Here is a 13777-nt window from a genome sequence, read left to right as displayed (position 1 = left end):
GAGGGCCGCGACCAGGCCCGCCGTCGCCGCCGCGCCGCACACCGACGGCAGGCGCAGGGCCACCTCGCCGGGGTGGACGGCGAGGACGGCGTGCATGAACAGGTAGTACAGGCCGTGCACCGCGTCCACGCCGTGCAACAGCCGCCAGATCTGCGGCACCGTGCGCCGCCCCACCAGGAACGTGACGCCCTCGTCGCCCCACATGCCGCCGCGGTCGAGACCCCACAGCCCCAGCGCGAGCATGACGGCCACCGGCACGACCACGGCCACGGCCTCCGCACGCGTCCGTCGCCCGTGCCCGTACTCACCCTCACCTTGGCTGTCCACCTGGCTGATTTTGTACTGTTAGCAAGCTCTTACCGACGATTGACGGTGTATTAGCATTCCTGCGGCATTCACCCGGCTTACGATCCGCCATGATGAACGCCGTCCGCAGACACCGCCTCCTCGCCCTCACACTCGCCTGGCTCGCCACCCGCGCCGGAATGCTGCTGCTCCTCGCGTACAACGGCCTGCCCCTGCTCGGCCGGGGCGCGGTCGCCCGGGAGGTGTGGCGCCTCTACTACCACTGGTACGGCGTCCTGTCGCAGGGCGCGTTCCCGGCGCACGACCACCTCTGGCAGTACCCGCCGGGCGCCGGCCCGGTCCTGCTGGCCCCCGCGCTGCTGCCGGGCCTGACGTACTTCCAGGCATTCGTCGCCTTCACCCTCGCCACCGACGCGCTGATCACCGTGGTCCTGTCCCGCGCGGGCACCCGCCCCGGCCACAGCCTGCGCGGCGCCGCCTACTGGATCGCCTGCCTCCCCCTCCTCCTGCACATGCCGCTCGTCCGCTACGACGTGCAGGTCACGGCGTTCGCCGTCATCTCCCTGTTGACGTTGTCGCGCTCCACGCGTGCGTGCGGCGCGTTCGCGGCGCTGGGCGCACTGGTGAAGGTGTGGCCGGCGCTGGTGCTGCTGGGGGTGCCGAGAGGGCGGGCGACGCGGTCGGTGTGGTCGTGGGCGGTGGGGACGGGGGCCTTGTCGCTCATGACGCTCGTAGCCCTGTTCAACAATCCTTTCGCCTTCTTGCGCCAACAGGGCGGCAGAGGCGTACAGATCGAGTCACTGGGCGGCACAGCCCTCGGCCTGGCCACCCACGCCGGCTGGCCGGGCCGGGCGCGCTACCAGTACGGCGCGATGGAGTTCACGGGACCGCACGTCTCCGCCGTCGCCGACGCCTCCCTCGCGCTCACGGCGGTCGCCTTCGGGTTCCTGCTGCTGTGGCGGATCCGGGCCCGCCGCTGGACCGACGCGACCCCCTACGACGCCGCGCTGAGCGCCGTCCTGCTGTTCACCGTGACCAGCCGGGTGATCAGCCCCCAGTACATGATCTGGCTGCTCGGCCTGGCCGCCGTCTGTCTGACCTCCCGGCACACCGTGCAGCGCCCGGTGGCCGCGCTGATCGTGGCGGCGACCGCGATCAGCGCCGTCGAGTTCCCCGCCCTGTACGGCGACGTCATCCACAGCACGTGGACGGGCTGCGCCCTGATGGTCGTGCGCAATGGTCTGCTGGCCGCCGCGGCCGTCCTCTCCTTCGTCCGACTGTGGCGGTCGTCGAGGCAGGTTCCGACGACGCCGCACGCGCGCGTGCGGCCCTCCGGCCCGCACGGGGAGTCCCAGCAGCTGACCGCGGCACACTCCGGCGCCTGATTGACTGGGGCCCGGGGAGCGTGAGGGACGCGCCACCACGGATCGAGTGACATCCAGTGACGGAGGGGACTGCCGCACATGACCTGGCTGATCACCGGCGGAGCCGGCTACATCGGGGCGCACGTCGTGAGGGCGATGACCGAAGCGGGCGAACAGACCGTCGTCTACGACGACCTGTCCACCGGCATCGCCGCACGCGTGCCCGACGGCGTGCCCCTGGTGCTGGGTTCCACCCTGGACGCGGAACTCGTGGCCCGCACCCTCGCCGACCAGGACGTCACCGGAGTCGTCCACCTGGCGGCGAAGAAGCAGATCGGCGAGTCGGTGGACATGCCGTTGCACTACTACCGGGAGAACGTCGAGGGCCTGCGCGTCCTCCTGGAGGCGGTGACCACGGCGGGCGTCCCGTCCTTCGTGTTCTCGTCCTCGGCGGCCGTCTACGGCATGCCGGACGTGGAGCTGGTCACCGAGGAGACGCCGTGCGTGCCCATGTCGCCGTACGGCGAGACGAAGCTCGCCGGTGAGTGGCTGGTCCGCGCGACGGGCCGGGCAACCGGCCTGTCCACGGCCTCCCTGCGCTACTTCAACGTGGCCGGATCCGCCGCCCCCGAACTCGCCGACGTCGGTGTCTACAACCTCGTCCCCATGGTCTTCGAGAAGCTCACCGAGAACGCGCCCCCGCGCATCTTCGGCGACGACTACGCCACCCCGGACGGCACCTGCGTCCGCGACTACATCCACGTCGTCGACCTGGCCGAGGCCCACGTCGCCGCGGCCCGCGCCCTCCAGGCCTCCCCCGGCCGCGCCCTCACCCTCAACATCGGCCGCGGGGAAGGCGTTTCGGTCCGCGAGATGATCGACCTCATCAACGCGATCACCGGCTACGACCGTCCCCCGACCGTCCACCCCCGCCGCCCCGGCGACCCGGCCCGCGTCGTCGCCTCCGCCGACCGCATCACCACCGAACTGGGCTGGAAGGCCAAGCACGACGTCCAGGACATGATCGCGTCGGCGTGGGAGGGGTGGGTGCGGTTGCATCCGGGGGCGGCGCGCGCTTGATGGACGGTTTCTCCAGGGCGGAGCGCGCGGTGGGCGCCGTGCTCGGCTCCGCCGTGGGCGACGCGCTGGGCGCGCCCTTCGAGTTCGGTCCGGAAGGCGCCTTCTCCGCCCGCTTTCCGGTCTCCGGTCACGGCGGCGAGATGTGCGGGGGCGGCGGCTGGGACCCGGGCGAGGCCACCGACGACACGCAGATGGCCGTACTCGTCGCGGAGTCGCTGCTGGAGTGCGACGGACTCCAACTCCCGGACATGTTCCGGCGGTTCCGGCGATGGGCAGCCGCCGACCCGAAGGACATCGGCCTGCAGACCGAGGCCGTACTGAGCAGCGGCGACCCCTGGGACCTGGCCGCCGCGCTCCACTTCCAGACCAGCCAACGGGGCGCCGGGAACGGTTCGTTGATGCGTGCCGCGCCGTCGTCGGTGTACTTCGCGCGCGCGGGCCGCGACGCCACGATGGACGCCGCCCGCCGCATCGCCGCGCTCACCCACGGAGACCGCGCGGCTTGGGAAGGCACCGCCGTCTTCCACGAGTTGGTGCGGGTCGCAGTGGACGGCGGCGACCCGCTCGACGCCGTCGAGGAGGCCCTCAGGTCCGTCCACCCCGACCACCGGGAGCGGTACGCCGTCGTCCTCTCCCCCGACTGGCACCCCGACCGGGCAACGGAGTTCAACGGCGCCGTCTGGCCCTGCCTGGCCTCCGCCGTCTGGTCCCTACGGGCCACCTCCTCCTACGAGGACGCCCTGCGCGCCGCGATCGACCTCGGCGGTGACACGGACACCGTCGCCGCCGTGACGGGCGGGCTCGCTGGGGCGGCGTACGGGAGCGCGGCCATCCCCGAGCGCTGGACCGGGGCCCTGCACGTACCGCTGCCGGGGTTCGGTGGGCGGGTGCTTCTGGCACCTGAACTCGCCGAACTGGCACGGCGGTTGGACCAACGGGGCGGCTGAGTCGGGGGCCGGCGGTGAGGCGAGGGCCGGGCGGTGAATCGGGGGCCAGTCGCCGAGTCGGGGCTGGCTGCCGAGCCGAGGACTGGTCGCTGAGTCGGGGCTGGTCTGCGGGCCGTCGGCAACGGCAACAACCCGTTACAGGAGGCGGCTGAGCCCTACAGCGCCTTGAGCCCCTCCGTGGTGGCCCGGGCCAGCGCCCCCAGGTATCCCTTCGGCAGCTTCGGGCTGCGGATCACCACGGCACGCCAGTACAGGGGGCCGGAGATCAGGTCCAGCGCCAGGTCCTCGTCCATGCCGGGGCGGATCTCACCACGGTGTTCCGCCGCCGCGAGGATCTTGCTGGCCACACCCTCCTGCCCCTCGCGCAACGCCTTCTGCATCGCGTCGGCGATCTCCGGATTCCGGGCCGCCTCGGCCTGAAGGTCCGGGATGATCTGCGAGGCCACCGGGTGACGCAGGGCCCGCGACGTCACCTCATACAGCATCCGGAGGTCACCCTCCAGCGAGCCGGTGTCCGGCGTCGGCAGCCCCATCACCGCGATCGCCGACACGACATCGAGCACCAGGTGCAGCTTCGAACGCCAGCGGCGATACACCGCCGTCTTGCCCACCCCCGCGCGGCGCGCGATCCCCTCGATCGACATCCGGGCATACCCGACCGCCGCCAACTCCTCGAAGACCGCCGCCCGAATGGCTTCGGTCACATCCTCGCGGAGTACGGCCGCCCCGGCGGGGGTTCGGCGGCGCTGACGTGTCTTGGGCTCGTCGGCGTTCGTCGTCATAGCTCAAGCATAGGGGCGTTGCGACGAAACGGTTGCGTTCCGACGCGGATGGCGCGTCGCGACGAAACGGACTCGTCGTAACGCGGGCGGTGGCCGGCGGCCGGTTGCGGGGGCGGGCGGGCGACGGCGGCGGGGCGGGACGGGTGCGTTGCGACGCTACCGGCCCGTCGTGGGGACGGAACCGGCTCGTCGTGGGGACGGAACCGGCTCGTCGTGGGGACGGAGCCGTCCCGTCGCCGCAACGACCCCGTCCCGTCGTCGCGACGAAACCGTCCCGTCCCGACGACGAAACCGTCCCGTCCGCCCGACGAACCGGACCCGTCCCCACGACGCTACCGGCCTGTCCCCACAACGCGCCCACCCCGTCCCATCCAGCGCGCATCGACGCAACAGGCCCGTCCCGACGCAAACCCCACGACCCTAACGACCCGATCACATCCGTCACGACGAAACGGTTGCGTTCCGACGCCGAATCGGCCTACGCTCACGTTGCGACGATACGGTCCCGTCCCGACGTAAGAGAACGTAAAGAGAAGCGTAAGGAAACGCCGGGCAACGGAACACGGCAGCCGGACGCGCGCACCCCCTCCCCCCGAGCGAAAGCAGCGGATGTGAGCCAGGTCCTCCACACACCGCCCCATTCGCCGGCCCCGGCCGACGAAGACGACCTCGCGGCGCTCGCCGCCCGCCACGGCCTCACGGTCAGTGGCGCCCGCCCCTCCCTGACCGAGTATGTGCGGCAGTTGTGGGAGCGACGCCACTTCATCACCGCGTTCGCCACCGCCAAGCTGACCGCGCAGTACAGCCAGGCGAAGCTGGGCCAGGTCTGGCAGGTGATGACGCCGCTGTTGAACGCGGCGGTGTACTACTTCATCTTCGGTGTGCTGCTGGGCACCAAGAAGCATGTGCCGGACTACATCCCGTTCCTGGTGACGGGCGTGTTCATCTGGACGTTCACGCAGAGCTCGATCATGGCGGGCACGCGGGCGATCTCCGGCAACCTCGGCCTGGTCCGGGCGCTGCACTTCCCGCGGGCCGCGCTGCCGATCTCGTTCGCGCTGCAGCAGCTCCAGCAGCTGCTGTTCTCGATGGCGGCCCTCTTCGTCATCCTGATCTGCTTCGGCGTGCCGGTCAGCGTCTCCTGGCTGCTCGTGATCCCCGCGCTGTTCCTGCAGTTCACGTTCAACGCGGGCGTCTCGATGGTCATGGCGCGGATGGGCGCGAAGACTCCGGACATCGCCCAGCTGATGCCCTTCATCCTGCGCACCTGGATGTACCTCTCCGGTGTCATGTGGAGCATCTCCAAGCTGACCAAGGGCGACAACCTGCCGCACCTGGTGACGATCGCACTGGAGACCAACCCGGCAGCCGTCTACATCGACCTCATGCGCTACGCGCTGATCGACAGCTTCCACTCCAGCCAGCTCCCCCCGCACGTGTGGGCGGCGGCGACGGGCTGGGCGCTGCTGGCCGGCGTCGGCGGCTTCATCTACTTCTGGAAGGCTGAGGAGACGTACGGCCGTGGCTGAGCAGACCATCGAGTACCACACCGAGCGGACCCCTGTGGCCGCGGACAGCACCATCCCCACCGTCGTCTGCGACGGCGTCGACATCATCTACCGGGTCAACGGGACCGGCGCCGGACGCGGCTCCGCGACCGCCGCACTCAACCGCATGCTGCGCCGCGAGAAGGCCGAGAAGGCGGCGGGCGTGCGCACGGTGCACGCGGTCAAGAAGGTGTCCTTCGTCGCCTACAAGGGTGAGGCGATCGGGCTCATCGGCACCAACGGCTCCGGCAAGTCGACCCTGCTCAAGGCGGTCGCCGGCCTGCTCCCGGTCGAGAACGGCCGCATCTACACCCACGGTCAGCCCTCCCTCCTCGGCGTCAACGCGGCGCTGATGGGTGACCTGACTGGCGAGCGCAACGTCTATCTCGGCGGCCTGGCCATGGGCATGTCCCGGGAGCAGGTCAAGGAGCGCTACCAGGGCATCGTCGACTTCTCCGGGATCAACGAGAAGGGCGACTTCATCACGCTCCCCATGCGGACGTACTCCTCCGGCATGGGCGCCCGGCTGCGGTTCTCCATCGCCGCCGCCAAGGACCACGACGTACTCCTGATCGACGAGGCGCTGGCGACGGGCGACCGGTCGTTCCAGCGGCGTTCCGAGGAGCGGATCCGCGAGCTGCGGCAGCACGCGGGCACGGTCTTCCTGGTCAGCCACAACAACAAGTCGATCCGCGACACCTGCGACCGCGTGCTGTGGCTGGAGCGCGGCGAGCTGCGGATGGACGGGCCGACCGAAGAGGTCCTGGAGGCCTACGAGGCCTTCACGGGCGGCGCCGACAAGCCCAAGGAGAAGACCGGCCAGGTCGCCTAGACGTCCTCGTCCTGGAACACCCAGGTGCGGTAGACCAGGAAGCGGAACGCGGACGCGAGCACGATCGACAGGGCCTTCACGGCATTCGCCTCAAGCGGACCGTGGAGGCCCAGCCCGTGGTAGCCGACGTAGAAGAGTCCGCTCTCCATGAGTACGCCGATGCCGCTGAAGGCGAAGAACAGCGCGATGCGGCGGGCGCCGGGGGCGTCGCGGTCGCGGTAGGTGTAGTAGCGGAAGCCGAGATAGTTGGCGCCCATGGCGACACAGCTGGCCAGGACGGTCGCGAGCATCGCGGGCCAGCGCAGGCCGTGCAGCAGGGCGTTGAAGACCGCGAAGTTGACGAGGACGCCGCTGCCGCCGACGATCCCGAATTTCACGACTTCCAGGACAACCTTCCGCACCGGCCGGACGGGGGCGGCGGTCGCGCGTTCCTCGGCGAGGTTCAGAGTCACGTCTCAAGGCTTAGCGGGGCAGAGTAAGTCCTTCCCCTGATTACGCCTAAGGCACTCCATGAAAACGGCGCCCCGAGCCATTGCGGCCCGGGGCGCCTGTGTCGTCGTAGGAACTACAGAGCCTTCACAGCGACTACGAGTGCGTGCGCAGCAGCGTCCGCATCGTCCGCATCGCCACCGACAGGTTGGCGAGGTCGAACATCTCCGAGCCCTGGATCTCGTCCAGGGTGGTGCGGGCGCGGCCGAGGATCGCGGTGTTCTTCTTCTCCCACGCGGCGAAGCGCTGTTCGGGGGTCGAGGTGCCGTTGCCGGTGGTGAGGATGTCGGCCGTGAGCGCCGCGTGGGCCGCGTACAGGTCCTCGCGGATGGAGGCGCGGGCCATGGACTGCCAGCGGTCGGCGCGGGGCAACTCGATGATGCGGTCCATGAGTTGGGTGATGTGGAGGCGGTCGGCGAGGTCGTAGTAGACCTCGGCGACGTCCATCGGGTCCTTGCCCGTGCGGTCGGCCACCGAGACGATGTCGAGCGCCGGGAAGGCGGAGGAGAAGCCGGCGACGCGGGTGGCGAGTTCGGCGGGGACACCGGCGCCGGTCAGCTCGTCGTAGATCTCCTGGTACCAGTCCAGGTCCGCGCCGCGCAGCAGCTTGGGCAGCTGGGACCAGACCTGCTCGACGCGCTCGCCGAAGAAGTCGACGGTCTCGGCGAGCTGGAGCGGCTGCGGCCGGTTGTTGAGCAGCCAGCGGGTGCCACGCTCGCACAGGCGGCGCGAGTGCAGGCGGATACGGGTCTGGACGGGCGCCTCGACGGTGTTGTCGAGCGCCTCGACGCCGTCCCACACCTCGGCGGCGTCGAAGATCGCGCGGGCCGCGGTCTGCGCCCGGACGATCTCCTCCAGGGAGGCCCCGGTCTCCTCACGGAGGCGGTGCAGGAAGCTCGTACCGCCTGTGTTGACCGTGTCGTTGACGAGGACCGTGGTGACGATCTCGCGGTGCAGCGCGTGGGTGTCGATCTGCTCGGCGAACTTCTCGCGCAGCGCGGTCGGGAAGTAGGCGTGCAGCAGGGTGCGCAGGTAGGGGTCGTCGGGCAGCGTGGTGTGCAGCAGTTCGTCGGCGACCGTGATCTTCGTGTACGCCAGCAGGACTGCCGTCTCGGGACTGGTCAACCCCTGTCCCTGGGCGAGGCGTTCGCGGATCTGGCGGTCGGTGGGCAGGAACTCCAGGGCCCGGTCGAGGTGGCCCTCGCGGACCAGGGTGCGCATGAAGCGCTGCTGGGCGTGGAGCATGTCCTTGGACTGGGCGAGCGCGTTGGCGATCGCGGTGTTCTGCGCGTAGTTGTTGCGCAGGACGAGCGCGCCGACCTCGTCGGTCATCTCGGCGAGGATCTTGTTGCGCTGCTTGACGGTCATGTCGCCGTCGGTGACCAGGCCGTTGAGCAGGATCTTGATGTTCACCTCGTGGTCGGAGGTGTCCACGCCCGCGCTGTTGTCGATGGCATCGGTGTTGATCTTGCCGCCCTGCTGGGCGAACTCGATCCGGCCGAGCTGGGTCAGGCCCAGGTTGCCGCCCTCGCCGACGACCTTGACGCGCAGGTCGGCGCCGTCGACCCGGATCGCGTCGTTGGCCTTGTCGCCGACGTCCGCGTGGGACTCGGTGCTGGCCTTGACGTAGGTGCCGATGCCGCCGTTCCACAGCAGGTCGACCCGCGACTTGAGGATCGCCTTCATCAGGTCGGCCGGTGTCATCTTGGCGACCTTGTCCTCGATGCCGAGGGCCTCGCGGACGTGTGCGTTGACGGGGATCGCCTTCGCGGTGCGCGGGAAGACACCGCCGCCGGCCGACAGCAGGTCGGTGTTGTAGTCGGCCCAACTGGAGCGCGGCAGCTCGAACATGCGGCGCCGCTCGGCGTACGAGACGGCCGCGTCCGGGGTCGGGTCGAGGAAGATGTGCCGGTGGTCGAAGGCGGCGACCAGGCGGATGTGCTCGCTGAGGAGCATGCCGTTGCCGAACACGTCACCGGACATGTCGCCGACACCGACGACCGTGAAGTCCTCGCTCTGTGTGTCGACGCCCAGCTCCCGGAAGTGCCGCTTGACGGACTCCCAGGCACCGCGCGCGGTGATGCCCATCTTCTTGTGGTCGTAGCCCGCGCTGCCGCCGGAGGCGAAGGCGTCACCGAGCCAGAAGTTGTAGCTCTCGGCCACTCCGTTGGCGATGTCCGAGAAGGTCGCGGTGCCCTTGTCGGCGGCGACGACGAGATACGTGTCGTCCTCGTCGTGCCGGACGACGTCCGCCGGAGGGACTACCTCGCCGGCCACCAGGTTGTCGGTGATGTCGAGCAGGGCCGAGATGAACATCTTGTAGCTGGCGATGCCCTCGGCGAGCCACGCGTCCCGGTCCACGCTCGGGTCCGGCAGCTGCTTGGCGACGAAGCCGCCCTTGGCGCCGACCGGCACGATGACGGTGTTCTTCACCATCTGCGCCTTGACCAGGCCGAGGATCTCGGTACGGAAGTCCTCCCGCCGGTCCGACCAGCGCAGACCACCGCGCGCGACCTTGCCGAAGCGCAGGTGCACGCCCTCGACACGCGGCGAGTACACCCAGATCTCGTACGCCGGTCGCGGCGCGGGCAGGTCAGGGATGGCCTGCGGGTCGAACTTCATCGAGACGTACGCGTGCGCGTGCCCGCCGAGCGCCTCCTGGAAGAAATTGGTGCGCAGGGTCGCCTTGATGACGGTCAGGAAGGACCGCAGGATGCGGTCCTCGTCGAGGCTCGCCACCTGGTCGAGCGCCGCGTCGACCTCTTCGAGGAGGGCGTCCACGATCTCGCGCCCGGCGCGCTGCCGGTCCGGCGACATCCGCGCCTCGAACAGGGAGACGAGCAGCCGGGTGGTGTGGACGTTGTTGCGGAGGGTGTCCTCCATGTAGTCCTGGCTGAAGGTCGAACCGGCCTGCCGCAGGTACTTGGCGTACGCCCGCAGCACCATCGCCTGCCGCCAGTCGATCCCGGCGCTCAGCACCAGCGCGTTGAACCCGTCGTTCTCCGCCTGCCCGGTCCAGGTCGCGGCGAACGCCTCCTGGAACCGCTCCCGGCCGTCCTCACCGAGGTAGTCCCCGTTGCCGTTCTGCGACTTGGGCATCCGCAGCCCGAAGTCGTAGATCCACGCCGTCGTACGGTTCGAGCAGCGCAGTTCGTACGGCCGCTCGTCGACGACCTCGACGCCGAGGCGGCTGAGGACCGGCAGCACCGCGGAGAGGGAGACCGAGGCGCCCTTGCGGTAGATCTTGAAGCGGCGCTCGTCGGGGGCGGCGCCCACCGGCTCGTAGAGGCTGAGCGCGAAGGCCTGCTCCTCGGTGAGCTGTTCCAGGTGGACCAGGTCGGCGACGGCGGCGCGCGGGTTGTGGTCGGCCTTGTAGCCCTCGGGGAAGGCGTTGCCGTAGCTGCGCAGGAGTTCGGCGGCGCGCTCCTCGCCGCACTCGGCGTTCAGTGCCTCGCCGAAGCCGTCGGCCCAGGAGCGGGCGGCCTCCACCAGGCGGGCCTCGATGCGGTCCTTGTCGGCGTCGGACAGCTCCGGCAGCTCGGTGCCCTGCGGGACGCGGACCACGAAGTGCAGCCGGGAGAGGATCGACTCGGTGTTCCAGGCCGTGAAGTCGACGCTGTTGCCGTCGAGTTCTTCTTTAAGGATGTCGATGATCCGGAGGCGGACGCCGGTGGTGTAGCGGTCGCGCGGGAGGTAGACGAGGGCCGAGTAGTAGCGGCCGTACTCGTCCTGGCGCAGGTAGAGGCGCAGCCGCCGGCGTTCCTGGAGGTAGAGCACGGACGTGACGATCGAGCGGAGTTCGTCGACCGGGGTCTGGAACAGCTCGTCGCGCGGGTACGTCTCCAGGATCTGCAGCAGGTCGCGCCCGTCATGGCTGTTGGGCGAGAAGCCTGCGCCCTCCAACACCTCGTCAACTGTGCGCCGGATCACCGGAACCCGGCGGACGGACTCGGTGTAGGCGGCCGAGGAGAACAGACCCAGGAAGCGGCGCTCGCCGACGACCTCGCCGTTCTCGTCGAACTTCTTCACACCCACGTAGTCGAGATACGACGGCCGGTGCACCGTGGAGCGGCTGTTGGCCTTCGTCAGGACGAGGAGCTTGTGCTCGCGGGCCTTGGCGCGGGCGTCGGCCGGGAGCCGCTCGAAGGACGGGCTCACCGGGTGGTGGTCCTCGCCGGCGTGGAGCGGGTCGGAGCGCAGGATGCCGAGGCCGGTGCCGGGGACGGCGGCGAGGGAGTCGTCCTCGCGGAGCTGATACTCGCGGTAGCCGAGGAAGGTGAAGTGGTCGGCGGCCAGCCAGCGCAGCAGCTCGCGGGCCTCGCCGACCTCGCTGGAGGGCAGGTCGGAGGCGGTCGGCTCGGCGGGCAGCTCGTCGGCCATCCGCAGCGCCAGGTCGCGCATCTTCTCCCAGTCCTCGACGGCCTCGCGAACGTCGGACAGGACGCGCAGCAGGTCGGCGGTGATCTGCTTCAGGTCGGCACGGTCGGTCTCGCGGTCGATCTGGACGTGGATCCAGGACTCGGTGTGCGCGTCGTGCGGCAGCTCGCCGGTGGGCGGGGTGGTGAGCACCTCGATGAGCTTGCCGGTGAGGTCGCGGCGGACGATGACCTGCGGGTGGATGACGACGTGGATGCCGCGGCCCTGACGGGTCAGTTCGTTGGTCACCGAGTCGACGAGGAAGGGCATGTCGTCGGTGACGACCTCGACGACGGTGTGGCTGCACGTCCAGCCGTTCTCCTCGACCGTCGGGGTGTGCACCCGTACGTTGGCCGTGCCCTGGGGTCGGGTCTCGGCCAGCCGGTAGTGGGAGTAGGCGGCACCGAAGACGTCGACCGGGTCGCGGTCGGCGAGGTCCTCCGGGGCGGTGTGCAGGTAGTAGCGCTGGAGGAACGCGAGCACGGTGTCCCGGTCCGGGGTGCCCTCGTCCGTCTTCCCGGTCGGTAGGTGCCCCCCGACCGGGCTGTTCTCAGCTACCCGGGCAGCCCGTTCGAGCAGCTCGGCCTTGGCTTCGTCCAGCTTGGTCTGCATTGTCCTCTGGCTCCTGTCGCGCGCCGTTGCGTGACGTAGAAGGAAGTACGGTGTCTTCCCCTGCGGCTCGACGCCACGGCCCGGGTTCTCCGGTCTGCTCCGACGCTATGCCGCAAGGTGAGATGAGCGGTGGGTTATCAGCCATTTTCGGCACGCCCGAAGGGTGTGACGCTGCTCTCTGCCGCGCCGGTACCGGGGGTGTGCACGGCGTCCCGGGAGCCCTTGGAGCTCCGTCCCGCCCGCGAGGGCCTGCCGTACAGGCCCGGGGACCAGCGACCGCCGCCCGGTCACGGATGTAGTCCGTGGTCGCCGGGCGCAGAGCAGGGGCGACGATGCCCCCGCGAAATATCGCGCTGATCACGCCACAAGGCTATCGCTCCTCACCGGGGGCTCGTCATGAGCCGGTTGTGTACAAAACAGAGGGTGGAACTTTGACGTTATGCACAGGGGCGTAGAGAGTGAAATCGTCGTATTCACGGGCAGTCGGGACGGTGACGGTGTGCGGGCGGCGAGGGCCCTTGGCAAGCGCCCGGGCGCGAGGCACGTTGCTCATGAGCCCTTGGACCCTTGAGCCCCTGAACCCGCGGGTCCATGACGCCCGGCGAAGACACATGCCACGGCCACGGAGGAGCGCACCGATATGACAGCGAAGATCCTCATCGTCACCGGCGACGCAGCGGAGTCGCTGGAGGTCCTCTACCCCTACCAGCGCCTGCGCGAGGAGGGCTACGACGTCCACATTGCCGCCCCCGAGCGCAAGAAGCTCCAGTTCGTCGTCCATGACTTCGAACCCGGCTTCGACACCTACACCGAGAAGCCCGGCTACACCTGGCCCGCCGATCTCGCCTTCTCCGAGGTCGACCCCGGCCAGTACGCGGCCCTCGTCATCCCCGGCGGCCGGGCCCCCGAGTACCTCCGCAACGATCCCGAACTCCGCAAGATCCTCAAGTCCTTCTTCGACACGGACAAGCCCGTGGCCCAGATCTGCCACGGCCCCCTGCTCACCGCCGCGATCGACGGCCTGCGCGGCCGGCGCGTCACGGCGTATCCCGCCCTCGAACTCGACATGCAGTCCGCCGGCGCGACCTTCCAGGACGCCGAGACCGTCGTCGACGGCACCCTGGTCTCCGCCCGCGCGTGGCCGGATCACTCCAGCTGGATGCGGGAGTTCCTCACGGTGCTGCGGGCGAAGGCGCCGGTGACATGACCTCGGGGCGGGGCGGCTGCGCAGGCAGCGTGCCCCGTCACACCGGCCGACAGGTCCCCCTACGCCGCCAGCCGCTCCGCCTCCGCGACAGCCTCGGCCAGCGAGTCCACCACAGGCACGCCGACCACTTCGAGGCTGGCCCGGCTGTGCGAACCGCCGGTGTACAGCACGGCCCGCGCCCCCACGTGCAGGGCG

Annotated in this window: 9 protein-coding genes and 2 pseudogenes; 6 read left to right on the top strand and 5 right to left on the bottom strand. The window is 70.0% G+C overall.

Translation table 11 applies throughout. The features are described from left to right. Window positions 1-243: pseudogene (locus R6V09_RS29915) on the bottom strand (glycosyltransferase family 39 protein); the annotation flags it as partial. Window positions 244-419: 176 nt separating this feature from the next. Between R6V09_RS29915 and R6V09_RS29910 the strand changes: the two are divergent. The 3 genes from R6V09_RS29910 to R6V09_RS29900 all read left to right on the top strand — a co-directional run bounded on the left by R6V09_RS29910 (window position 420) and on the right by R6V09_RS29900 (window position 3697). Continuing rightward, on the top strand, window positions 420-1691 hold the full coding sequence (locus tag R6V09_RS29910) for a glycosyltransferase family 87 protein (protein ID WP_317884571.1): 1272 nt from the start codon (window positions 420-422) through the stop codon (window positions 1689-1691). Between the two features lie 78 nt (window positions 1692-1769). Further along, window positions 1770-2750, top strand: coding sequence for a UDP-glucose 4-epimerase GalE (galE, locus tag R6V09_RS29905; protein WP_317884570.1), 981 nt, complete (start codon window positions 1770-1772; stop codon window positions 2748-2750). After that, a complete protein-coding gene (locus R6V09_RS29900; RefSeq protein WP_317884569.1) occupies window positions 2750-3697 on the top strand; it encodes an ADP-ribosylglycohydrolase family protein in 948 nt (315 codons plus the stop codon). Before galE ends, R6V09_RS29900 begins: the two co-directional genes overlap by 1 nt. A 155-nt stretch (window positions 3698-3852) precedes the next feature. Here the strand turns inward: R6V09_RS29900 and R6V09_RS29895 are convergent, their stop codons facing one another. After that, window positions 3853-4479 (bottom strand): TetR/AcrR family transcriptional regulator, encoded by a 627-nt coding sequence (locus R6V09_RS29895; protein WP_262061139.1) that lies wholly within the window; start codon window positions 4477-4479, stop codon window positions 3853-3855. A gap of 611 nt (window positions 4480-5090) precedes the next feature. Between R6V09_RS29895 and R6V09_RS29890 the strand changes: the two genes are divergently transcribed. Next, the gene (locus tag R6V09_RS29890; protein WP_317884568.1) at window positions 5091-6008 is read left to right on the top strand and encodes an ABC transporter permease; all 918 of its coding nucleotides are present in this window, start codon (window positions 5091-5093) and stop codon (window positions 6006-6008) included. Then, window positions 6001-6858: an ABC transporter ATP-binding protein gene (locus tag R6V09_RS29885; protein WP_317884567.1), complete on the top strand. Its 858-nt coding sequence runs from the start codon at window positions 6001-6003 to the stop codon at window positions 6856-6858. Before R6V09_RS29890 ends, R6V09_RS29885 begins: the two co-directional genes overlap by 8 nt. On the opposite strand, the gene R6V09_RS29880 is transcribed toward R6V09_RS29885, so the two are convergent. Together R6V09_RS29880 and R6V09_RS29875 are read right to left on the bottom strand one after the other, a co-directional pair. Continuing rightward, the gene (locus tag R6V09_RS29880; RefSeq protein ID WP_317884566.1) at window positions 6855-7310 is read right to left on the bottom strand and encodes a GtrA family protein; all 456 of its coding nucleotides are present in this window, start codon (window positions 7308-7310) and stop codon (window positions 6855-6857) included. The genes R6V09_RS29885 and R6V09_RS29880 overlap by 4 nt on opposite strands. Window positions 7311-7443: 133 nt before the next feature. Beyond that, complete coding sequence (locus R6V09_RS29875; RefSeq protein ID WP_317884565.1) at window positions 7444-12375, bottom strand: NAD-glutamate dehydrogenase; 4932 nt, start codon at window positions 12373-12375, stop codon at window positions 7444-7446. A 640-nt stretch (window positions 12376-13015) separates the two neighbouring features. Between R6V09_RS29875 and R6V09_RS29870 the strand changes: the two genes are divergently transcribed. Next, window positions 13016-13582 carry a DJ-1/PfpI family protein gene (locus R6V09_RS29870; protein ID WP_262061144.1) on the top strand — a complete coding sequence of 189 codons (567 nt, stop codon included), beginning with the start codon at window positions 13016-13018 and terminating at the stop codon, window positions 13580-13582. Between the two features lie 59 nt (window positions 13583-13641). Here the strand turns inward: R6V09_RS29870 and R6V09_RS29865 are convergent. Then, window positions 13642-13777: pseudogene (locus tag R6V09_RS29865) on the bottom strand (HAD family hydrolase); the annotation flags it as partial.

Origin of the sequence: Streptomyces sp. W16, assembly GCF_033194735.1 — a bacterium.
Taxonomy (GTDB): domain Bacteria; phylum Actinomycetota; class Actinomycetes; order Streptomycetales; family Streptomycetaceae; genus Streptomyces.
This window is presented reverse-complemented; position numbering and strand designations above follow the sequence as displayed.

What these genes read in the sequence shown, in the direction of transcription:
- R6V09_RS29910 (WP_317884571.1), top strand. Translation starts at nt 420, where the DNA reads ATGAACGCCGTCCGCAGACACCGCCTCCTCGCCCTCACACTCGCCTGG.
- galE (WP_317884570.1), top strand. Translation starts at nt 1,770, where the DNA reads ATGACCTGGCTGATCACCGGCGGAGCCGGCTACATCGGGGCGCACGTC.
- R6V09_RS29900 (WP_317884569.1), top strand. Translation starts at nt 2,750, where the DNA reads ATGGACGGTTTCTCCAGGGCGGAGCGCGCGGTGGGCGCCGTGCTCGGC.
- R6V09_RS29895 (WP_262061139.1), bottom strand. Translation starts at nt 4,479, where the DNA reads ATGACGACGAACGCCGACGAGCCCAAGACACGTCAGCGCCGCCGAACC.
- R6V09_RS29875 (WP_317884565.1), bottom strand. Translation starts at nt 12,375, where the DNA reads ATGCAGACCAAGCTGGACGAAGCCAAGGCCGAGCTGCTCGAACGGGCT.
- R6V09_RS29870 (WP_262061144.1), top strand. Translation starts at nt 13,016, where the DNA reads ATGACAGCGAAGATCCTCATCGTCACCGGCGACGCAGCGGAGTCGCTG.